The 20,469-nt window shown below is 66.8% G+C and carries 17 protein-coding genes; 4 read left to right on the top strand and 13 right to left on the bottom strand.

Annotated elements, in window-relative coordinates; genetic code table 11:
- Window positions 1–79 precede the first annotated feature (79 nt).
- Window positions 80–1,063, top strand: a complete 984-nt coding sequence (locus MRBLSP13_RS21995) for a threonine ammonia-lyase (RefSeq protein WP_363756625.1) — start codon at window positions 80–82, stop codon at window positions 1,061–1,063.
- Entirely contained in the window at window positions 1,063–1,599 is a 537-nt protein-coding gene (gene mobA, locus MRBLSP13_RS21990) for a molybdenum cofactor guanylyltransferase (protein WP_363756697.1), read from the top strand. Before MRBLSP13_RS21995 ends, mobA begins: the two co-directional genes overlap by 1 nt.
- A 104-nt stretch (window positions 1,600–1,703) precedes the next feature.
- Here the strand turns inward: mobA and cobA are convergent, their stop codons facing one another.
- The 10 genes from cobA to MRBLSP13_RS21940 all read right to left on the bottom strand — a co-directional run bounded on the left by cobA (window position 1,704) and on the right by MRBLSP13_RS21940 (window position 15,962).
- The gene (gene cobA / locus MRBLSP13_RS21985; protein WP_363756623.1) at window positions 1,704–2,498 is read right to left on the bottom strand and encodes a uroporphyrinogen-III C-methyltransferase; all 795 of its coding nucleotides are present in this window, start codon (window positions 2,496–2,498) and stop codon (window positions 1,704–1,706) included.
- Window positions 2,485–5,106, bottom strand: coding sequence for a molybdopterin-dependent oxidoreductase (locus MRBLSP13_RS21980; RefSeq protein ID WP_363756621.1), 2,622 nt, complete (start codon window positions 5,104–5,106; stop codon window positions 2,485–2,487). Before MRBLSP13_RS21980 ends, cobA begins: the two co-directional genes overlap by 14 nt.
- Window positions 5,106–5,441 carry a nitrite reductase small subunit NirD gene (gene nirD, locus MRBLSP13_RS21975; RefSeq protein WP_133653656.1) on the bottom strand — a complete coding sequence of 112 codons (336 nt, stop codon included), beginning with the start codon at window positions 5,439–5,441 and terminating at the stop codon, window positions 5,106–5,108. Before nirD ends, MRBLSP13_RS21980 begins: the two co-directional genes overlap by 1 nt.
- 5 nt (window positions 5,442–5,446) lie before the next feature.
- Window positions 5,447–7,972, bottom strand: coding sequence for a nitrite reductase large subunit NirB (gene nirB / locus MRBLSP13_RS21970; protein ID WP_133653655.1), 2,526 nt, complete (start codon window positions 7,970–7,972; stop codon window positions 5,447–5,449).
- Window positions 7,973–8,269: 297 nt separating this feature from the next.
- A complete protein-coding gene (locus MRBLSP13_RS21965) occupies window positions 8,270–9,526 on the bottom strand; it encodes a nitrate/nitrite transporter (RefSeq protein ID WP_363739113.1) in 1,257 nt (418 codons plus the stop codon).
- A 225-nt stretch (window positions 9,527–9,751) separates the two neighbouring features.
- A complete protein-coding gene (locus tag MRBLSP13_RS21960; RefSeq protein ID WP_363756619.1) occupies window positions 9,752–10,954 on the bottom strand; it encodes an ABC transporter substrate-binding protein in 1,203 nt (400 codons plus the stop codon).
- The gene (locus MRBLSP13_RS21955) at window positions 10,954–11,532 is read right to left on the bottom strand and encodes an ANTAR domain-containing response regulator (RefSeq protein WP_133653652.1); all 579 of its coding nucleotides are present in this window, start codon (window positions 11,530–11,532) and stop codon (window positions 10,954–10,956) included. Before MRBLSP13_RS21955 ends, MRBLSP13_RS21960 begins: the two co-directional genes overlap by 1 nt.
- 191 nt (window positions 11,533–11,723) lie before the next feature.
- A complete protein-coding gene (locus MRBLSP13_RS21950) occupies window positions 11,724–13,253 on the bottom strand; it encodes a DHA2 family efflux MFS transporter permease subunit (protein WP_363756617.1) in 1,530 nt (509 codons plus the stop codon).
- Window positions 13,254–13,264: 11 nt separating this feature from the next.
- Window positions 13,265–14,428, bottom strand: a complete 1,164-nt coding sequence (locus MRBLSP13_RS21945; RefSeq protein WP_363739108.1) for an EmrA/EmrK family multidrug efflux transporter periplasmic adaptor subunit — start codon at window positions 14,426–14,428, stop codon at window positions 13,265–13,267.
- On the bottom strand, window positions 14,421–15,962 hold the full coding sequence (locus tag MRBLSP13_RS21940; RefSeq protein WP_363756615.1) for an efflux transporter outer membrane subunit: 1,542 nt from the start codon (window positions 15,960–15,962) through the stop codon (window positions 14,421–14,423). The genes MRBLSP13_RS21945 and MRBLSP13_RS21940 overlap by 8 nt, the downstream gene beginning before the upstream one ends.
- Before the next feature lie 87 nt (window positions 15,963–16,049).
- On the opposite strand from MRBLSP13_RS21940, the gene MRBLSP13_RS21935 reads away from it, so the two are divergent.
- Both MRBLSP13_RS21935 and MRBLSP13_RS21930 read left to right on the top strand, forming a co-directional pair.
- Entirely contained in the window at window positions 16,050–16,715 is a 666-nt protein-coding gene (locus MRBLSP13_RS21935; RefSeq protein WP_363739104.1) for a TetR/AcrR family transcriptional regulator, read from the top strand.
- Between the two features lie 53 nt (window positions 16,716–16,768).
- Window positions 16,769–17,392: a response regulator transcription factor gene (locus MRBLSP13_RS21930; protein ID WP_208108089.1), complete on the top strand. Its 624-nt coding sequence runs from the start codon at window positions 16,769–16,771 to the stop codon at window positions 17,390–17,392.
- A gap of 52 nt (window positions 17,393–17,444) precedes the next feature.
- On the opposite strand, the gene MRBLSP13_RS21925 is transcribed toward MRBLSP13_RS21930, so the two are convergent.
- Genes MRBLSP13_RS21925 through lysA form a run of 3 tightly spaced genes read right to left on the bottom strand, consistent with a single transcriptional unit; the run spans window position 17,445 to window position 20,430 of the window.
- Window positions 17,445–18,398, bottom strand: coding sequence for a zinc transporter ZntB (locus MRBLSP13_RS21925; RefSeq protein ID WP_133653648.1), 954 nt, complete (start codon window positions 18,396–18,398; stop codon window positions 17,445–17,447).
- A complete protein-coding gene (locus MRBLSP13_RS21920) occupies window positions 18,395–19,153 on the bottom strand; it encodes a precorrin-2 dehydrogenase/sirohydrochlorin ferrochelatase family protein (protein ID WP_363756612.1) in 759 nt (252 codons plus the stop codon). Before MRBLSP13_RS21920 ends, MRBLSP13_RS21925 begins: the two co-directional genes overlap by 4 nt.
- Complete coding sequence (lysA, locus tag MRBLSP13_RS21915; protein WP_363739099.1) at window positions 19,153–20,430, bottom strand: diaminopimelate decarboxylase; 1,278 nt, start codon at window positions 20,428–20,430, stop codon at window positions 19,153–19,155. Before lysA ends, MRBLSP13_RS21920 begins: the two co-directional genes overlap by 1 nt.
- Between the last annotated feature and the right edge of the window lie 39 nt (window positions 20,431–20,469).

Below are 20,469 nucleotides of genomic sequence, written 5' to 3'. Positions count from 1 at the left end.
GGGGCTTTGCCCTGCCCGCGCCGGGCGCCATAAGGGAAAGCGGCGGCCATGCCAAGGGGCAGCCGCAGAAGGAGATTGCATGTCGTTCGCCATCAACGCCGCCGATGTCGAGGATGCGGCGCGGGTCATCGCCCCCGCCGCCATCCGCACCCCCCTGCTGGAAAATGCGGCGCTCAACGCCCGCTGCGGCCGGCGGGTGCTGGTGAAGTTCGAGGGCGCGCAGCACAGCGGATCGTTCAAGTTCCGCGGTGCCTACAACCGGCTGGCCCGGCTGGACGCCGGGGAGCGAAAGGCAGGCGTCGTCGCCTGGTCATCGGGCAATCATGCCCAGGGCGTCGCCTTTGCGGCGCGCTTGCTGGGGATCGCGGCGACGATCGTGATGCCGGCCGACGCGCCCGCGATCAAGACGGCGAACACGCGGGCACTGGGCGCCGAAGTCGTTGCCTATGACCGCTTCACCGATAACCGGGAGGAGATCGCCACGCGGCTGGCGACCGAGAGGGGCGCGGTGCTGGTGCCGTCCTTCGACGATCCCTTCATCATGGCGGGCCAGGGCACGATCGGGCTGGAGATCATGGAGCAGGCCGCCGAAGCTGGCGCGAAGATCGGCCAGATCCTGGTCAATTGCGGCGGCGGCGGCATGGTGTCGGGGATCGCGACGGCGGTGAAGGCGCGCATGCCCGAGGTCAACATCCATGCGGTGGAACCGGAAGCGTTCGACGATACGGCGCGGTCCCTGGCCAGCGGCAAGCGGGAAAGCGTGTCGCCCGATGCGCGGTCGATCTGCGACGCACTGCTGTCTCCCACGCCGGGAGCGCTGACCTTTCCCATCAACCAGGCGCTGTTGTCCGGGGGCCTGGCGGTGAGCGACGATCAGGTGCGCGACGCGATGCGCTTTGCCTTTTCCGTGCTCAAGCTGGTGGTCGAGCCGGGCGGAGCCGCATCGCTGGCGGCCATGCTGGCCGGAATTGCTCCGCCTGCCGAAGGGGCCGGCGTCGTGGTGCTTTCAGGCAGCAATGTCGATCCCGACAGCTATGCCCGGATCATAGGCGGCGGCGCATGATGCGGCTGATGGGGGCGGTGCTGGCTGGCGGGCGGTCCAGCCGGTTCGGCAGCGACAAGGCGCAGGCGATGCTGGAGGGGCGCACCCTGCTGGAGCATGCGGTGGAGGCTCTCGGCCGCCATGTCGAAACCGTCGTGGTATGCGGCCGGCAGGTGGAGGGCATGATCGGGCTGGCGGATCGGCCCGCCGCGGACATGGGGCCGTTGGGCGGCCTCAACGCGGCGCTGCATCATGCCCTGGCGCAGGGTTATGACGCCGTGCTGACGACCGGGTGCGACGTGCCCGCCTATCCGGACGGCCTGGCGCTGGCCCTGATCGGCCCTGAACCCGCCATCCTCAAGGGGCAGCAACTGGCCGGATTCTGGCCCGCTTCGCTGGCGGGCGAACTGGATGCCCATCTGGCGGAGGACAATAACAGATCGATCCGGGGCTGGCTGGAGCGGGTCGGCGCCCGGATCGTCGACCGGCCCGAATTCGTGCTGCCCAACATCAACCGGCCGGAGGATCTGCAGGCTCTGGCAAAGGACAGTCGATGAATGGAGTGCTTCCGCCAAGGCACCTGAACGAGGCAAGCCGCGAAAGCATCCCGTTCCGGCTTTGAACGGGAATCCCGGCTTCGCGGGTCATTATTTGGTCAGCATTATTTGGTCAGGGCTACAGCCGCCATGGTCTCCACCGGCGCATGCGTCCCGGCCACCGCCTCCCCGATCAGCAGAAGCGTCGGGTCTTCGTCGCTGATCGTCCGCACCAGGAAGGCCAGAGCCGACAGCTTGCCCCGGATCAGCCGTTCCGTCGGCAGGGAGACATTGACCGCCACCATCACCGGCGTTTCGGGATCGCGCCCGGCGGCGATCAGGCAATGGCTGATCTCGCCCGCCGCGGCCCGGCCCATATAGATGCCGATCGTGCCGCCCGGACGGGCCAGCGCTTCCCAATCCAGCTTCAGCGGTTCGCCCGCCTTCAGATGCGCGGTGACCAGCGTCAGCCCCCGCGCCACGCCGCGCAGGGTGAGCGAGGCATGGCCGCTCGCCGCCGCAGCGCTGGCCGTGGTGATGCCGGGGCAGATGCGCACGGAAACGCCCGCCTCCGCCAGATGCGCCATCTCTTCCGCCGATCGGCCAAAGACCGAGGGGTCGCCGCCCTTCAGGCGCACGACGCGCCTGCCCGCCCTGGCGGCCGCGAGCAGCAGGTCGTTGATGCTGTCCTGCGCCCTGGAATGGCGGCCCGAACGCTTGCCGACGCTGACGCGCTCCACCCCCGGGGGAATGAGGTCGATCACGCCCGGCCCGACCAGCGCGTCGTAGAAGACGACCTCTGCCGCGGCGATCAGCCTTTCCGCCTTGCGCGTGAGCAGGTCCGGATCGCCCGGCCCCGCGCCGACCAGCCATACCTGTCCGGGCGCGATCAGGTCCTGGGGCAGTTCATTCGGCTGCATGAAGCGTCTCCTGCATGCTTTGGGCAAGGATATTGGCGAGCGCGGGGCGGCATGACCCGCAATTGGTGCCCGCGCCCAGCGCCTTGCCGATGGCGGGCACATCGACCAGTTGCTGTTCGCGGATCGCGGCGACGATCTGGTTGAGGCCGATGTCGAAGCAGACGCAGATGGTCGCCCCCTTGTCCGGCTGGCTGCCGGGTCCGCGCGCCGCAAGGACGGAACCGCCGACCCCCTCGACCAGCAACTGGCCGATCAGCCAGTCGCGCGAGGGCAGCAGGCCGGTGCGCGTCACGAACAGCACCCCGTTCAGTCGGCCTTCGCCGATGGTCGCGATGCGCCGCGTTCCGCGTGAGGCGTCCATCGCCTCCACCCGGTCGCCCTTTGGAAGAAAGGCGTCGAGCCGGGCAGGATCGCCATTGCCGGCAATTTCATAGAGCGCGCCGCCCGGCACGGCGATCCTGGTCGACCAGAGACAGGGCAGCTTCACGGGCTGCCCGGTCGCAGCCTGATCGCGCAGGATGAGAAAGCCCTTCCATTCGGCGGCCACCTTCTCGACACTGGCCGGGGTCGATTTGAAGCCCGGCTGGCCCGAATGGGGATCGACCAGCGGACGGGGCAGCAGGCCGGTGCGGCCCCCGCTCGACATCTGGTCCGTCCAGTGGATCGGCGTGAAGATTTCGCCGGGCCGCTGGCCCTCGCTCAGGCTGACGCGAAAGATGCTGTTGCCCTGCGCTGTCGCGACGCGGGCCAGGTCGCCGTCGACGATCCCGAGCGCCCCGGCATCGCGGGGATGGATTTCCACCAGCGGCTCCTCACGATGGCGGGCGAGTTTCGGGGACAGGCCGGTTCGGCTCATCGTGTGCCACTGGTCGCGATAGCGCCCGGTGTTGAGCGTCATCGGCCATTGCCCCAGCGGCTCCTGAACCTCCATCTGCTTCGTCAGCACCAGCCGCGCCCTGCCGTCCGGCGTGGGGAAACGGCCGTCAGCGAAGGCTGTACCGCCCCAGCGGAACGGCTCCATGGCGTCATAGGCATCATTGCCGATCGCCGCCCAGGCGCGCAGGTTCAGCATCCGCTGCCCATCATTTCCATAGGCGGTAAGGCGCGCATGTTCGCGCCAGATGTCGGCGGGCCGGTCATAGGCGAAGGCGTTGCGCCAACCCATGCGGCGCGCGACTTCCTTGACGATCCACCAGTCCGGCCTGGCCTCTCCGGGCAGCGGCAGGAAGGGGCGCTGGCGGCTGATCGTTCGGTCCGAATTGGTGACGGTGCCGTCCTTTTCCCCCCAGCCGGCGGCGGGCAGGCGGACATGGGCATGGGTGCTGCTGTCGGTGTCGGCCATGATGTCCGACACGACAAGGAACGGGACGGCTTCCAGCGCTTCGCGCACGCGGCCCGCATCGGGCAACGAGACGGCGGGATTGGTCGCCATCACCCAGAGCGCCTTGATCCGGCCTTCGTTGATGGCGCGGAACAGGTCGACGGCTTTCAGGCCGGGCTTCGTCGCCATCTTCGGCGCGGCCCAGAAGCGGCCGACGCGCTCCACATTGTCCGGGGCGAAGTCCATATGGGCGGCGAGGGTCGAGGCAAGCCCGCCGACCTCGCGCCCGCCCATCGCATTGGGCTGGCCGGTGATCGAGAAGGGCGCCGCGCCCGGCTTGCCGATGCGTCGGCAAGCGAGGTGGACGTTGATGATCGCGTTGACCTGATCGGTGCCGCGGATCGACTGGTTGATGCCCTGGCTGAACATCGTGACCGTGCGCGGCGTGGCGGCGAACAGCGCGTAGAATTGCTCCAGCAAAGCGGGCGCGATGTCGCAGGTCCTGGCGGTCGTCCAGAGATCGTGGCCGGTGCGGATATGGTCCCAAAAACCTTCGGGTGCGCTGACATGATCGGCGACGAAAGCCGGATCGGTGATGCCCTCGGCGTCGCACCATGCCAGCAGCCCGTTCATCAGCGCGACGTCCGTGCCCGGCTTCACGGGCAGGTGCAGGTCGGCGCCCTCGCAGGTTTCGGTGCGGCGCGGGTCGATGACGACCAGCTTCGTGCCGCGGGCGGCGCGGGCCGCCTGGATCCGCTGATAGACGATCGGATGGCACCAGGCCGTGTTGGAGCCGACCAGCACGATCAGGTCGGCCTGATCCAGATCGTCATAGCTGGCGGGCACCACATCCTCGCCAAATGCGCGATTGTGCCCGGCGACTGCGCTCGACATGCAGAGGCGGCTGTTGGTGTCGATGTTCGCCGAGCCGATAAAGCCCTTCATCAGCTTGTTGGCGACATAATAATCCTCGGTCATGAGCTGGCCGGAGACGTAGAAGGCCACGCTGTCCGGGCCGTAACGATCAATGGTTTCGCGGAATTTCTTCGCGACGAGGTCAAGCGCCTTGTCCCAGTTCGCCTGCCTGTTGCCGATCATCGGGTGCAGCAGGCGACCCGTCAGGCCCACCGTCTCGCCCAGATGCGTGCCCTTCGAACAGAGCCGCCCGCGATTGGCCGGATGCGCCGCGTCGCCCGCGATGGTCGCGGAACGTGCCCCGCCGGGCGTGGCCACGATACCGCAGCCAACACCGCAATAGGCGCAGGTCGTGCGGACCGCGTCCGCCATCAGGCCGCCGCCTTCAGGCCTGTCGGACGGGCGATCAGGATGCGGCCGCCCTCCTGCCTGACCTGGACGGTCGGCGTGCAACCCTCATCCGAGCCCTGCGCCTCGCCCGTCTTCAGCGCGATGTTCCAGTTGTGCAGAGGACAGGCGACGCTGTGGCCATGGACGATGCCCTGGCTCAGCGGCCCCTTCTTGTGCGGGCATTGGTTGACCAGCGCGAAGACATGGTCGTCGCCGGTGCGGAAGACGGCGATTTCCTCTTCGCCGGCAATCTGCACCGTGCGGGCGCCGCGCTGGGGAATGTCGGCCAGCGTTCCGATGTCGATCCAGTCGGTCATGGGTGTTACTCCGCAGCGATGGCGATGGGGGCCAGGGGCTGGTGCAGTTCGGCATGTTGGCCGGCTGCGCGCTCGGCCCAGGGGTCGTCCTGGCTGAAGCTCTGCGAATAGAGGAAGCGGGCACGAAGCGCCTCACGGCCGGCCTCGTCCTCGACGATCCGCTGCTTGACATACTCAACCCCGACGCGCTCGATCCAGGGTGCGGTGCGCTCCAGATAGCGCGCTTCCTCGCGATAGAGCTGGATGAAGGCGGCGCAGTGATCGAGCGCCTCCTGCTCGGTCGAAACCTTGCACAGTAGGTCGGTGGCGCGGACATGGATGCCGCCATTGCCGCCGACATGCAGTTCATAGCCCGAGTCCACGCAGACCACGCCGAAGTCCTTGATCGTCGCCTCCGCGCAGTTGCGGGGGCAGCCGGAGGCCGCGATCTTGAACTTGTGGGGCATCCACGATCCCCAGGTCATCCGCTCGATCTTGACGCCCAGGCCAGTCGAATCCTGCGTGCCGAAACGGCACCATTCGGAGCCCACGCAGGTCTTCACCGTGCGCAGCGACTTGCCATAGGCGTGGCCCGACACCATGCCCGCGGCATTGAGGTCGGCCCAGACGGCGGGCAGGTCTTCCTTCTTGATGCCGAAGATGTCGAGGCGCTGGCCGCCGGTGACCTTCACCATGGGCGCATCATATTTCTCGACCACGTCGGCGATGGCGCGCAACTCGCGCGGGTTGGTGAGGCCGCCCCACATGCGGGGCACGACCGAATAGGTGCCGTCCTTCTGGATGTTGGCGTGCATGCGCTCATTGACGAAGCGGCTCTGCTGATCGTCCTGATATTCGCCCGGCAGCGCGCAAAGCAGATAATAGTTGAGCGCGGGGCGGCAGGAGGAGCAGCCGTCCGGGGTGGACCAGTGCAGCTTCTGCATCACCTCCGGGATCGAGCGCATGTTCTGCGCGACGATCTCGCGACGGACATCGTCATGGCCGAAGCTGGTGCATTTGCACATGGTCTTCGGCCCGGACTGGACGTCGTCGCCCAGCACCACGGCCAGCAGATTCTCGACCAGGCCGGTGCAGCTGCCGCAGCTTGCCGACGCCTTGCAGGTGGCGCGGACGGCATCCAGGCTGCACGCGCCCTTTTCGATGCAGGCGACGACCTGGCCCTTGCTGACGCCGTTGCAGCCGCAGATCTCGGCATCGTCCGAGAGCGCCGCAACGGCCGCCTTAGGGTCCAGCGCGCCCCCTCCCGAGGCGAAGGCCTGGCCGAAGATCAGCAGGTCGCGAATTTCCGCGACATCCTCTTCGCGCTTCAACAGGTCGAAATACCAGCCGCCATCCGCCGTGTCGCCATAGAGGACGGCGCCGATGATCCTGTCATCCTTGACGACGACACGCTTGTACACCCCGCGCGAGGCGTCGCGCAGGACGATGTCCTCGCAGCCTTCGCCGCCCGAGAAATCGCCGGCCGAGAAGACGTCGAGCCCGGCGACCTTGAGCTTGGTCGAGGTGACCGAACCCCTGTAGCCCGTGTGCTGGTCGGTCAGGCCGTCGGCCAGGCTGCGGCACATGTCCCAGAGCGGCGCGACGAGGCCGTAGACATTGCCGTCATGTTCGACGCACTCGCCGACCGCCAGCACATCGGGATCGCTGGTGACCATATGGTCGTCGACCTTGATGCCGCGATTGACCTCCAGCCCGGCTTCGCGGGCCAGCGCGGTGGAGGGGCGGATGCCGACCGCCATGACGACCAGGCTGGCCGGGATTTCGCGGCCATCCTTCAGGCGGACACCCTCGACCTTGCCGTCGCCATAGATGCTGTCCGTGTTGGCGCCGGTCAGGATGGTCTGGCCCCGCGCCTCCAGCGCCGACTTCAGCAGCCAGCCCGCCGCCTCGTCGAGCTGCCGCTCCATCAGCGTGTCCATGAGGTGGATGACGGTCACCTTCATGCCGCGCAGGGAGAGGCCATGCGCGGCTTCCAGGCCCAGCAGGCCGCCACCGATCACCACTGCCCGTCCCTGTTCACCATTTTTGGCGCCCGCGTCCGCGGCGGCCAGCATGGTGTCGACATCCTTCATGTCGCGGAAGCTGATGACGCCGGGCAGATCCTTCCCCGGAACCGGGATGATGAAGGGGTCCGAGCCGGTGGCGATCAGCAGCTTGTCATAGCCCATGGTGCGACCCGATTGGCTCGTGACGGTCTTTCCGGCGCGGTCTATGGCCGTCACCGGATCACCGGCGATCAGTTCGATATTATTTTCCGAATACCAATCGCGGCTGTTGATGATGATGTCGTCGAAGCTCTTTTCCCCGGCCAGGACCGGAGAGAGCATGATGCGGTTGTAATTCACATAGGGCTCTGCGCCGAAGATGGTGACGCGATAACGGTCCTTGTCCCGCGCCAGCAATTCCTCCACCGCGCGGCAACCGGCCATGCCGTTGCCCACCACCACCAGATGCTCGCGAACATCGTCAGAAGGCATGAAGAGATCCTCTTCATTGGCCGTCTCCGGTCCCGCGTTGTTCTGAAAATCCATCCCTCGACTCCAGAAAAGAAAAAAGGCCGCCATCCGGACCCCCGGTTCTGAAACCGAAGGTCTGGATGGCGGCCTTGCCATCATAACGCCTTGATCGTCCGTCCCTGGACCATCGCGGCTATGGAAGAAGAACAACCCTGTCCTTTGCATTGCAGCATAGGCCGAATCGATATGCGGTCAAGCGATTCCTCGTAGCACGATGTATTTTTGGTCGGCCGGGGCGCAAGCGTATCGCAGACGCGAAAAGGGCGGCGGCCTGTCGTGGGCCGCCGCCTCCCTCTCCTGGACGTAAACCGGTCAGATGCGCGCGGCGCTGGTCCAGGTCGCGCGCCAGCGGGCACGGACCAGCGCGATGCCGAGGAACGCGACCAGGGCAAGACCCGCGAAGATCAGGAAGCCGGGCGCGAAGCTGCCGGTGAACTGCTTGGCGATGCCCAGCGACGAGGCGAGATAGAAGCCGCCAATACCGCCCGCCATGCCGACCAGCCCGGTCATGACGCCGATTTCCTGCGCGAAACGCTGCGGCACGAGCTGGAAGACCGAGCCATTGCCAACGCCCAGCGCCAGCATCGCGACGATGAAGAAGCCAAGGGCGGAGAACAGCGTGGGCGCATAGGCGACGCCGGCCAGAGCGAGCGCCGCCGCAACATAGACCATCATCAGCGCCTTGACGCCGCCGATCCGATCCGCCAGCGCGCCGCCGATCGGCCGGACCAGCGATCCGGCGAAGACGCAGCCAGCCGTGCAATAGCCCGCAACCACCGGGGTCAGGCCGAATTGATCGGTGAAATAGATCGGCAGCGAGGCGGCCAGTCCCACGAAACCGCCGAAGGTCACCGAGTAAAAGCCCATCAGCCACCAGGCGTCGGCGCTCTTCAGTGGGTGGAAATAATCGACCAGCTTCTTGGGCGCGGGTGCATTGGGCGCGTTCCTGGCCATGATCATGTAGATGATGAAGACGATGGTGAGCGGAATGCAGGCAAGGCCCAGCACCGCGTTCCAGCCGAACAGCTTGGCCAGTATAGGCGCGAAGAGGGAGGCCAGCACCGTACCCGAATTGCCCATGCCGGCGAGGCCCATGGCCTTGCCCTGATGTTCGGCGGGATACCAGCGGCTGGCGAGCGGCAGCGCGATCGCAAAGCTCGCCCCGGCAAAGCCCAGGATCACGCCCAGCGCCAGCGTACCGCCGAAGCTGTCAACGCCCATGAACCATGCGGTCGCGAGGCCGAGGATCACGATCACCTGGCTGATCGCCCCCGCCTGCTTGCAGCCGATCCGATCGACCAGCAGGCCGTTGACGACCCGCAGCACCGCACCCGCCAAGGTCGGGACAGCGACCATCAGGCCCTTTTCAGCCGGCGTCAGCCCCAGCGTCTTCGAAATGGACGGCGCCAGCGGTCCCAGCAGCACCCACACCATGAAGGCGAGGTCGAAATAGAGGAAAGCAGCGATAAGCGTAGGCGTGTGCCCTGCCTTCCAGAAACTGGTCTGGCCGGCCTCCCCTTCAACCCCCGGAGCCTGTCCTTCCGGGCGCTCCCAATACGCAGTTGCCATGATGACGTCCCTCGAATCTTGTGAAATGGACACGAAAAAAGCCGCGCCCGGACCTCGCATCCTGCGAAATCCGGCCAGCGGCTTTGCTGTAAAATCGGAGGGAGAACGCGATCCCGACCTTGGGAAGGGCTCATCCCGAAAACGCGCCTCGTCGCGCGACTCTCATCTTATCTCGCGATTCGACCTATGTTGCAAGGCACAAAATTTGCGGGTGCCGGATCGCCTTCAAAAGCTGGCCAGGAAGTCCTCGATCCGTTCCGGATCGAACACCCGGCCGTCGAAGAAGCGGTCCGGACCCAGCGTCAGCTCGCCCCGCTTCGATCCCACGGCCAGCGGGGAGCCCACAGCCCCTTCCACCTTCATGCTGGCGCCCGGCATCGCCACATCACTGTCCGCCAGTGCCCGGCGGAATATGTCCGGCCGGAACACCGAGGCGGCCTTGGCCGCATTGTCCGCGCTATGTTCCACCATTTTCCAGCGGACAAGCTGCGAATAGATCCAGAGCGCCTGGCTGCGCCAGGGAAAGGGCGTCGCCTCCCGCGAGAAGAGCATGAAATCAGGCATGGAGAGGGGCGCCATGTCGACGCGCGGCACGATGCCGCCCGACAGCGCGCGCAGGATCACATCGGCAGGCTGGTCCACATATTGGGGGCGCGAGAGAAGATGCGCCAGCGCCTCATGATGCTGCGGATCGTCGCACCAGGCGGCCGCCCGCACCAGCGCCCGCAGCAACCGGTCGACGCTGTCGGGATTCTCCTCCAGCCAGGGCGTGCGGAAAGCCAGTATCTTCTCCACCCCGCGCCGCCAGATGCGTTCGCCGATCGCCACCGCCTCGGCCAGCCCCGCATCCACGGCCGCGCTGCCCCAGGGTTCGCCCGCGATGAAGCCGTCTATCTCCCCGGCCCCGATCGCCTCCACCGTCAGCGAGGGCGGGAGCACGCGCAGGATGACGTCGCGATCCGGGTCGACCCCCGCGCTCGCCAGCCAATAGCGCAGCATCACCGAATGGCTGGAAAAGCGGTGGACGACGCCGATCACCGGCTTGCGCTTCCATAGGCCGATGGCGGCCGCGAAATCATGCGCGGTGCCCAGCGGATCATCCAGCCGCGCCGCTATGTCGGGGTCCAGCGCCTGTGCGAACGCGCTTGCCATCACCAGCATGTTGCCGTTGACGTTGAGCTTATAGGGGGCGGCAAGCGGCGCGGCCTGCTGGCTGAGGCCCAAGGTCACGGCGACGGCGAGCGGCGCCAGCATGTGCGCGGCCTGCACCTGCCCGAACACCAGCCGGTCGCGCAAAGTCGCCCAGCTCGTGGTGCGGACAAGGTCGAGGTGCAGCCCCTCCTCCTCAGCAAAGCCCTTTTCCCGCGCCACCGCCAATACGGCGGCGTCGGTCAGCGGCAGGAAGGCGATGCGCAGGTCGGTCGTCATCACATCCCTCCCAACAAATCGCTGGCCGTGATGAGGGCCTGGGCGACGTCCACGATCTTCTTCCCCTGATTCATCGCGCTCGACCGCAGCAGTGCATAGGCATCCGGTTCCGAAAGGCCACGCTGGCTCATCAGGATCGATTTGGCCCGGTCGATGATCTTGCGGTCGGAAAGCGCGGTGCGCGCCTCGTCCAGTTCGGACTGCAGCTTGGCAAAGGCGTTGAAACGGCGCACCGCCAGTTCCAGCACCGGCTTCACCCTCTCCTTGCGCAGCCCGTCGACGACATAGGCGGATACCCCCGCGTCGATGGCCGCGCCGATCATCGTCTCGTCGGACTGGTCGACGAACATGGCGATGGGGCGGGCGAGCGCCCTGCTGACGGTCAGCATCTCCTCCAGCGTGTCGCGGCTGGGGCTGCCAAGGTCCATCAGCACGACATCCGGGGCCATGCGCTCCAGCCGCGCGACGAAGCCGCCGCGCGGGGGGACGATGTGAATATCGTCATAGCCCGCCTCTCGCAGCCCTTCCTCCAGAACGGTCGCGCGCAGGCCGCTGTCGTCGATGATGACGATTCGCATGAGACCCCAAGCCTTTTTTTGCCACTCAGTGGCCGGGATGTTGCGCCGCGTCAATCATGGGCGAAACGATGCCCGTACTCAAGGGGCCGCCGCCGCCTTCGCGACGCTGGCTTCAGGGATGAATGCCGCGATGGGCAAGTCCTTGATCGCAAGGTTGAAATGCCGAGCGTCCGATGCAACCGGATGCTTCCTCAATGCGCCGCCGACAAGTCCACCTTCGCCGTGGGGCGCGGCGCCAGCCACACCACGGCGGCGGCCAGGAAGAGAACCAGCGAGGCGATGAAGAAGACATGGTCCATCGACACCACCATGGATTGCGCATCGACCATGTTGGCGATCATCTGCCGGGCCTGATCCTGCGTGAAGCCGCGACTCGTCAGGTCGGCCAGGGTTGCGTCCGGATGCAGCGTGCCGACCATCTCGTTGCGCGAAACGCGCTGCCCATTGCCCCAGCCGGTCAGCACGATGGAGGTCGAAATGGCGATGGCGAGGGTGCGCAGGAAATTCTGCATCCCTGCAGCCGAGGCGGTCTCCTCCGGCCGGACCGACCCCAGCGTCAGCGTGGTCAGCGGGATCATGAACAGGGGCATGCCGAACCCCTGAACCAGTTGCGGCAGGGCAATCGTCCAGAAATCGGCATCGGTCGTCCAGTGCGCCCGCCACAATGTCATGATGCCGATCCAGGCGACCGAGCCGGAAATCATGATGCGAACGTCAACCTTGTTGACCAGCCGGCCGGCAATGGGCGCGACCAGAATGGCGGTCATCGCCGTGAAGGCGGTCGCATAGCCCGCCCAGGCGGCGGTATAGCCCATCGAAATCTGCAACCATTGCGGGATGACGACGATGCCCGCGAAATAGGCGCCGAAACACAGCGCCAGCGTGAACACCCCGGACGTGAAGCCGACATGGCGGAACACGCGCAGATCGACGATCGGATGCTCCTCCGTCAGTTCCCATATGATGAACACGCAAAAGCCGATCGCCGCGAACACCGCCAGGATCACGATCAGCGGATCGCCGAACCAGTCACGGTCGCGACCGATATCCAGCATGATCTGAAGGCAGCCAATCCAGAATATCAGCAGGCCCAGGCCCATATAGTCGATCGGCAGCTTCACCCGCGGCGTTTCCACCGGGCGCAGCAGCGCCATGGTGGCAAGCACGCACACGACCGCGATCGGCACGTTGATGAAGAAGATCCAGTGCCAGCTCCAATTGTCGCTGATATAGCCGCCGAAGATCGGACCCAGGGCCGGGCCGAGCAGCGTCGTCATCGCCCAGAGTCCCATGACGCGGGCGCGCTGTTCGGGCGGGAAGACGCGCATCAGCAGTGTCTGCGACATCGGCATCAACGGCCCGCCGCACAGGCCCTGGCCGATACGGCATGCCACGATCATGCCCAGCGTCATGGACAGGCCGCACAGCAGCGAGAACAGGCCGAAGCCGAGCATGCCGAAGGTGAACAGCCGCACCGCGCCGAAACGCTGCGCAAGCCATCCGGTCAGCGGCACGCAGATCGCTTCCGCCACGGCATAGCTGGTGATGATCCACGTCCCCTGATCAGCGGAAATGCCCAGATTCCCGGCGATATGCGGCACCGAGACATTGGCGATGGTAAGGTCGAGCACGACCATGAAATTGCTGAGAGCCAGGACCAGTCCCGCCAGCAGGCGATGACGGGGCGACAGCAGCGTCAATGTTTCGGCCGGGCGGCTCACCACAGGCCTCCTTACCGGCCCGAAAGGTCGATTTCGGCTTCCATGGAAAGCCCGACGCGCAGCGGATGCTCAGCCAGTTCCTTCGGATCGAGCGCAATGCGCACGGGCACGCGCTGCACGACCTTGATCCAGTTGCCGGTGGCGTTCTGCGCCGGGATCAGCGCCATCGACGCGCCGGTGCCGCCGGAGAAGCCAACGACCTTGCCATGATAGACGACATCGCCGCCATAAAGGTCCGACGTGACGGTCGCCGGCATGCCGACCTTCACCCGGCCAAGCTGGCGCTCCTTGAAATTGGCGTCGACATAGACCTGGGCGAGCGGGACGATGCTCATGATCGGGCTGCCCTGCGCCACGCGCTGGCCGATCTGCACCGACCGCCGGGTCACGACGCCGTCGATCGGCGCGCGGATGACGGTGCGGTCCAGATCGAGCCTTGCGCTGTCCAGCTTCGCCTTGGCGGCGAGCACAGCGGGATCGGTGTCGATGGTCGATCCGCGCACCAACGCGTCATTGGCGGCGAGTTGCCCACTGGCGGCGCCGCGCGTCGCTTCGGCCGTCGCCACCCCGGCCTTCGCCAGGTCGAGCGCCGCCTGCGCCGCGGCATAGCCCTTGCGCGCGCTGGTCAGTTCCTCACCGGAAACGGCGCCATTGGGGGCCAGCGCCTCGCGCCGGCGAAGATCGATGCGCGCCTTGTCGAAATCGGCCTGCGCACTTGCGAGCTGTGCCCGCGCCTGGTTGATGTCGGCGCCGCGCGCCTCCACCTGCGCGGCCAGCGAACCGCTGGTCGCGACGGCCTGGCGGAACCGGCGACGGGCCTCGGCCAGGTCGGCCTCCGCCTGGGCGATGGCGATGCGGGCGTTGGTGGGGTCGAGCTTCACCAATATGTCGCCGCGCCGGACGGCCTGCGTATCCGTCACCAGCACGTCGGTCGCCTGGGCGGAGATGAGCGGCGTCACCTGCGCCACGTCCGCATTCACATAGGCATTGTCGGTGCTGACATGGTTGCGCCCGATCAGCAGGTACCAAAGAGCATAGGCCGCGCCGAGGATCAGTACGGCCAGCGCCAGCCGCACCAGCCATTTCTTGCGGATTGCCTTGCGCTGGGCGGCGGCTTCGGCCGCATCGTCGGCCTTGCTCGCATCGGACGTGAATTCGGGCTTGGCGTCAGCCATGGGGCGTATCCTTGGACAACTGGAGCTGTGTCTGCGCGCCGTCCGCGGCAAAGCCGCCGCCCAACGCGCGAATAAGGGCGATGTCGAGCGTGAAGGCGCTCGCCTCCAGCTCCGCGACGGCCTGACGGGCGGCCAGAAGCTGGTCCTCCACGTTCAGCACGTCAAGATAGGTGTTGAGGCCGCCTTCATAGCGCTGGCGGACAATGCCATAGGCTTCCTCCGAAGCCGCCAGCGCCGCGCGCGCATCGGTCAACCGCTGGTCCAGCGCCCGCCGTCCGGTCACCGCATCGGCCACCTGCTGATAAGCGCCAAGCACTGTCCGGTCATAGCTGGCCACCGCCTCGTCATAGACGGCGCGTGCGCCGCGATACTGGCCGCTCAACGCACCACCGTGAAAGATCGGCAGGCTGATCGCGGGACCGGCATTGCCGAACAGCGAATCCTTCTTGAACAGCGTGTCCGCGAAGGAGCTTGGCCCGCCCGCGAAAGCGCCATTCTGGAGCACCGTCTGATAGCCGAGCGATTGCACGCCGATCAGCGCGCTCAGGCGAATGGCCGGGAAGAAGTCGGCCCGCGCCACCTTGACCCGCTTCGCCGCTGCTTCGGTCCGGGCCAGCGCCGCGGCGACATCGGGCCGACGCGCCACCAGATTGGTGGTGACGTCCGCAGGCAGACCGAGCGGGCCCGGCTTGCCGAGCTGCGGCCGGGCAATGGCAAGGCCCCGGTCCGGCCCGGCGCCGATCAGGGCGGCAATCTGATGCTGGCGCACCGCAATCGCCTGGTCCGCGGCGGCAAGCTGCGCCTTGGCGGACGAGACGGTCGCGTCGGCCTGCCGTTCGCTGCCGCGCGTTTCCAGCCCGTTGGCGCGGCGATCCGCCACCAGCTTCTGGCTGGCGGTCCGGATTTCCAGCGCCCGCGCCTGAATATCGCGCTCATCATATAATCGGGCCAGGTCCGCATAGGCGTCGGCCACGCCGGTCGCCAGCGCCAGCCGCGCCTGCCGCGTGTCGATCTCCGCCGCGCGCGCTTGGGACGTTGCCGCCGCCAGCGCCGCCCGGTTCCTGCCCCAGAGGTCGAGGTCGAAACCGAAATTCAGCGCTACGCGGCCCGTGCCCAGCCAACCCTTGGGCACGAATTCCTTCGGCATGCCCATATTATAGCTGGATTTGGTCGCACCGCCGCTGGCGTCGAGGTCGATCGAGGGCAGCAATGGCGCGCCCGCCTGCTGCGCGGCGGCATTGGCCTGGGCGAATCGGGCGGCGGCGGCGCTGACGTCCGGCGACCCCTTCAACCCTTCCTCCACCAGCGCATCCAATTGCGGATCGCCATAGGCCTTCCACCAGCCGTCGGAGGGCCATTGCACGGCATTGTCGGCCTGAAGGCTGCGCTCCGCCGCGATACTGTCGGGCGCCCGCACAACCGGCTGCGGACCAAGCTTTGGCACCGCAGCGCAGCCCGACAGCAGAACCGCGCCAGCAAGAAGCAGGGCGCGGGCGGAAGAAGACAGGAAATCGGGATGACGACTCATGGGCATAAAATCGTACCACTTAGTATGAAATCGGCCTTTGCGCCGGTTGCAAATCCTTGTCAACCAAATTATCGTACTATATGGTACGATATCATGACAGTGCCTGATCCCCTGCCGAATCCCCGGCCCGACCCCCCGTTCAGCCGCAGGGAAGCCCGCCGCCTGGACCGGCGGAAGGCCATATTGGCGGTGGCGTCGCGTTCATTCCTGGAGGACGGCTATGCGGCGACCACCATGTCGGGGATCGCCGCGACGCTTGGCGGTTCAAAGGGTACGCTCTGGAGCTATTTTCCGTCCAAGGAAGCATTGTTCGCCGCCGTCCTGGACGAAGCCACCACCGCCTATAAGGCGCGCCTCGCGGAAATACTCGATCCCGATGGCGACCTGACGGAAACATTGCGGACGCTGGGGCTGGGCATGCTGACGAAGATCACCGCGCCGGAAAGCATCGCGCTCTACCGGCTGGTGGCGTCCGAATCGGGGCGCTTTCCCGAAATGGGAAGGATCTTCTACGAACATGCGCCGGGCGGTGCGCGGCGGCTGGTATCCGCATTTCTGGAAAGGGCGATGGATCGCGGCCTGCTGCGCCGGGCCGACCCCGACCAGGCGGCGCGCACCTTCACCATGCTGATGCTTTCGGGCTGTCATCAATCGCTGGTCTGGGGACAGATCGAACAGGCAGGGGCGGACCAGATCAAGGCCGATGTCGAACATGGGCTGGACTGTTTCCTGCGCGCCTATGCGCCGGACATGCGTTAACCATTTCTTTGCGCGCCGATCCTATGCTGCGCGGTGGCAAGAGGTGGGACGTCATGCAATTCTGGAAACGCGACAGCATCAGCAGGCCGCAACGGGCACAGGCGGTGGAACAAGGCCGAACGCCCCGGCGCCTGCGGCTGCTGATGGTGGATGAAGACGCCACCTCCCGCGCCGTCGTCGCGCGCCGGTTGTCGCACCTTGGCTATGATGTCGCGCTGGCGGAAGACGGCTTTGCTGCATTGACGATGCTGGTCACGCGCCCGGTCGACATCATCCTGATCGACATGGGGCTGACCCTGTTGCCCAGCCTGACGACGATGCGGAAGATCCGCGCGGCGGGGCTTGCCGGCAATGCCTGTTTCGTGATGATCGGCGGAGCGCAGGACGCGATCTCCGCTGTCGAGGCGCTGGATGCAGGTGCCGACGATCATGTAGTGAAGCCCTTTGATTTCGACCTGCTCGACGCCCGGCTGCGCCATCTCTGGGCGCGGGCCGAAGAGATCGGCACCCTGACCCGGCACAATGCGGAGCTGGACGCCCGGATCGCCCGCCGCGCACTGGAACTGGGGGAAACGCGCGATGCGCTGGCGGAGATGCAGGCGGATCGTGCGCGGCTGGTGTCCTCCATCCAGGCACTGCATGACGAAATCGCGCGCCTGAACGCGGTGCGGAATTAAGGATTAATCCTCCCCATCGTCCCTTGGAGGACCGGGCAAGGGCGCTTGCATCTCATTTCAGCCACTGGGTCGCGGCGAACCATCCGCCGATCCCGGCCGCCATGACGACGCACACCCCCACCACCCCCCAAAAGGCCCAGGATTCATGGGCAAAGGGGATCCCGTCGACATTCATGCCCAGCAGCCCGGTCAGGAAGGTGAGCGGCAGGAACACCAGCGCGACGACGGAGATGAGCAGCGCCTGCCGGTTCATCTGTTCTGCGCGCAGGTCGGTCAATTCTTCATGGGCAAGCGCCGACCGCTCACGCACCGCCTCCAGTTCCTCCGCCATGCGGGCGCAACGATCCGCCGCTTCCTGAAGGTGCAGCCGGTCGTCAGGCTCCAGCCATGGCGCATCGGCGGTGGACAATCTTTCCAGCGCCTGCCGCTGCGGGGCGATGAAGCGGCGGTAGCCGATCGCCGTCGCGCGGATTTCCGATACCCGCCGCCGCGCCTCGGCCGGTCCATATTCGGTCAATGCGCTTTCAATGTCGTCCAGGCCGTCGCCCAGTTCGGCGACTTCCGGGTCGAGCGCTTCGGTGATCTGCTGCGCCAGGGCGGCGATCAGGTCGCCAGGGTCGCGAATGAGGCCGCGCAGCATCTGCTGCCGGACCGGCTCGATCGCCGCGAGCGGACGATAGCTGACGGAAATGACCCGCGCCTCTTCCGCCCAGAGGCGGATCGACACCAGCGGATCGCCGATATCATCCTCTCTGGTCCCAAGCCCGCGCAGGTTCACCAGCGCGCCATGGGCCATCAGCGTGCAGCGCGGCCGCGTCTCCTGCGCCAGCAGGGCGGACAGAGCCGCTTCGGGCATATGGTCGCAGCGGGATGCAACCAGCCGGGCATCCTCCTGCCAGCCATCGGCATGAACCCAGCTGAACGGTGCGTCCTGCGTCCGCGCGCAGAAATCGTCGAGCGAGACTTCCTGCGTCCGCGCGCCGTCGAAAAGAAATACCCGGCTTATGGCATCATCTCCAACCAGAGCGACAGCCCCGCCCCGGGCTTTTCGGGCGCGGCGCTGGCCGCGATCCGCACCGCATCGGCCCGCGCCCGGTCCAGGATCGCGTCGGGCACGTCGGGCGCGTGATACAGCCGATCGGCCTCGCCCAGCAGGCGGGCGGCGCGCAGCGTGAGGTCATCGGGATCGCGCGAGAGCAGGCGGACGGTTTCCAGCCGATCGGCCCGTGCATCCCCGGCATCGGCCAGCCAGTCCGGCAGGGCATCCACCACCCCGTCGGAAAGCGGATCGATAAGGCCGCCCTGGGCAAGTCCCGCATCAATCGCCCTTCGCCGCGCCGCCGCGTCGGGCCAACGGCGGCGGATGGCGGTGCGCGCATCGTGAAGTGCCGTCGCCAGCGACCCCAATCGGGCCGGCAGCATGGCTTCGATCCGCTGGCGCAACGCCTTGGCCAGGCCGGCCGATGCGCCCCCGGTCCCAATGGCGACCAGAACCGGCTCGCGGTCGACTATGGCGGGCAGGGTGAAGTCGCAAAGCTCCGGCCTGTCGGTGGCGTTCACCAATATGCCCCGCGCGCGCAGCCGCTGCACCGTCGCCTCATCGCCGTCCGCGACGATCGCCAGCGCGGCATGCTCGCCCTCGTCCACGACGCGGGCGCCCGCCCGTTCCAGCAGGCGTCGCTTGGCGTCCGCCGCCTCGCCCACGCCTGTCAGGATGACGGCCCGCCCTTGCAACCGCAGGAAGACGGGCAGGCTGTGCATTATTCCGTCGCGCCTTCCGCGACCCAGGCCGGAATGCTGTCGCCTTCGATCAGCGCCTCTATGGGCGGGCGGGCGCGGACCACGGCCCATCGGTCCCCCGACACCAGCACTTCGGGGGTCAGCGCGCGGCTATTATAGGTGCTGGCCATGGTCGCGCCATAGGCACCCGCAGTCATGAACGCGACCAGGTCGCCCGCCGCCACCACGTCCATGTCGCGATGCATGGCGAAGGTGTCGCCCGTCTCGCACACCGGGCCCACGACATTGGCGGCGGCGCGATCGCCCTTCGGATGGACGGCGCGGATGTCGTGCCAGGCATCGTAGAGGCTGGGCCGCAGCAGGTCGTTCATCGCCGCGTCGACGATCACGAAGGGCGCCTGCGCGCCCTGCTTCACCCGCACCACCTGCGACAGCAGCACGCCGGCATTGCCGACGATCAGGCGGCCCGGCTCGAACATCAGGCGGACGTCCCAGCCCTGCGTCACCCGCGTCACCATCGCGCCATATTCAGCGGGGCTCGGCGGCAGCGGCTGGGAGGGATCATAGGGCACGCCCAGCCCACCGCCCAGGTCCGCGGTGCGGATGTCGTGGCCTGCCTCACGCAGGCTTGCGATCAGCGCGCCCACCTTGACGAAGGCGGCTTCCAGCGGCTTGAGATCGGTCAACTGGCTGCCGATGTGCACCGCCACGCCCTGCACATCCAGGCCCGGCAGGTCGCGGGCGGCGGCATAGCTGGCGAGGGCGCGGTCATAGGGGATGCCGAACTTGTTTTCCGACTTGCCGGTCGAAATCTTGGCATGGGTTCCCGCGTCGACATCCGGGTTGATGCGATAGGCGACCGGCGCCTTCCGGCCCATGGACAGCGCCACCTGGGACAGCATCTCCGCCTCGGGCTCGCTTTCCAGATTGAACTGGTAGATGCCCTTTTCCAACGCGATGCGCATTTCGTCCGCCGTCTTGCCGACGCCCGAAAAGACGATGCGGTTCGCCGGAATGCCGGCCGCCAGCGCGCGCAGCAATTCGCCCGCCGACACGACGTCCGCGCCCAGACCCAGCTTCGCAAGCGTCGCCAGCACGGCGGCGTTGGGATTGGCCTTCACCGCAAAGGCGATCAACGGATCGGCAAGCTGCGACAGTCCATCGCGGAACACGCCGACATGGCGGCTCAGCGTCGCAGTGGAATAGATATAGACGGGCGTGCCGACCTGCGCCGCGATCTCCGCCATCGACACCTGCTCCACCTGCATGGCGCCGTCGACATAGTTGAAATGGTCCAAGGCTGTTATCCTAGTGAAATCCTGGCGCCGGGATCCAGC

Origin of the sequence: Sphingobium sp. LSP13-1-1.1, assembly GCF_040676415.1 — a bacterium.
Lineage (GTDB): Bacteria > Pseudomonadota > Alphaproteobacteria > Sphingomonadales > Sphingomonadaceae > Sphingobium.
This window is presented reverse-complemented; position numbering and strand designations above follow the sequence as displayed.

What these genes read in the sequence shown, in the direction of transcription:
- MRBLSP13_RS21965 (WP_363739113.1), bottom strand. Translation starts at nt 9,526, where the DNA reads ATGGCAACTGCGTATTGGGAGCGCCCGGAAGGACAGGCTCCGGGGGTT.
- MRBLSP13_RS21940 (WP_363756615.1), bottom strand. Translation starts at nt 15,962, where the DNA reads ATGCCCATGAGTCGTCATCCCGATTTCCTGTCTTCTTCCGCCCGCGCC.
- MRBLSP13_RS21995 (WP_363756625.1), top strand. Translation starts at nt 80, where the DNA reads ATGTCGTTCGCCATCAACGCCGCCGATGTCGAGGATGCGGCGCGGGTC.
- MRBLSP13_RS21960 (WP_363756619.1), bottom strand. Translation starts at nt 10,954, where the DNA reads ATGACGACCGACCTGCGCATCGCCTTCCTGCCGCTGACCGACGCCGCC.
- MRBLSP13_RS21945 (WP_363739108.1), bottom strand. Translation starts at nt 14,428, where the DNA reads ATGGCTGACGCCAAGCCCGAATTCACGTCCGATGCGAGCAAGGCCGAC.
- MRBLSP13_RS21955 (WP_133653652.1), bottom strand. Translation starts at nt 11,532, where the DNA reads ATGCGAATCGTCATCATCGACGACAGCGGCCTGCGCGCGACCGTTCTG.
- MRBLSP13_RS21920 (WP_363756612.1), bottom strand. Translation starts at nt 19,153, where the DNA reads ATGCACAGCCTGCCCGTCTTCCTGCGGTTGCAAGGGCGGGCCGTCATC.
- cobA (WP_363756623.1), bottom strand. Translation starts at nt 2,498, where the DNA reads ATGCAGCCGAATGAACTGCCCCAGGACCTGATCGCGCCCGGACAGGTA.
- MRBLSP13_RS21930 (WP_208108089.1), top strand. Translation starts at nt 16,769, where the DNA reads ATGCAATTCTGGAAACGCGACAGCATCAGCAGGCCGCAACGGGCACAG.
- MRBLSP13_RS21980 (WP_363756621.1), bottom strand. Translation starts at nt 5,106, where the DNA reads ATGGCGGACGCGGTCCGCACGACCTGCGCCTATTGCGGTGTTGGCTGC.
- mobA (WP_363756697.1), top strand. Translation starts at nt 1,063, where the DNA reads ATGCGGCTGATGGGGGCGGTGCTGGCTGGCGGGCGGTCCAGCCGGTTC.
- MRBLSP13_RS21935 (WP_363739104.1), top strand. Translation starts at nt 16,050, where the DNA reads ATGACAGTGCCTGATCCCCTGCCGAATCCCCGGCCCGACCCCCCGTTC.
- nirD (WP_133653656.1), bottom strand. Translation starts at nt 5,441, where the DNA reads ATGACCGACTGGATCGACATCGGAACGCTGGCCGACATTCCCCAGCGC.
- nirB (WP_133653655.1), bottom strand. Translation starts at nt 7,972, where the DNA reads ATGGATTTTCAGAACAACGCGGGACCGGAGACGGCCAATGAAGAGGAT.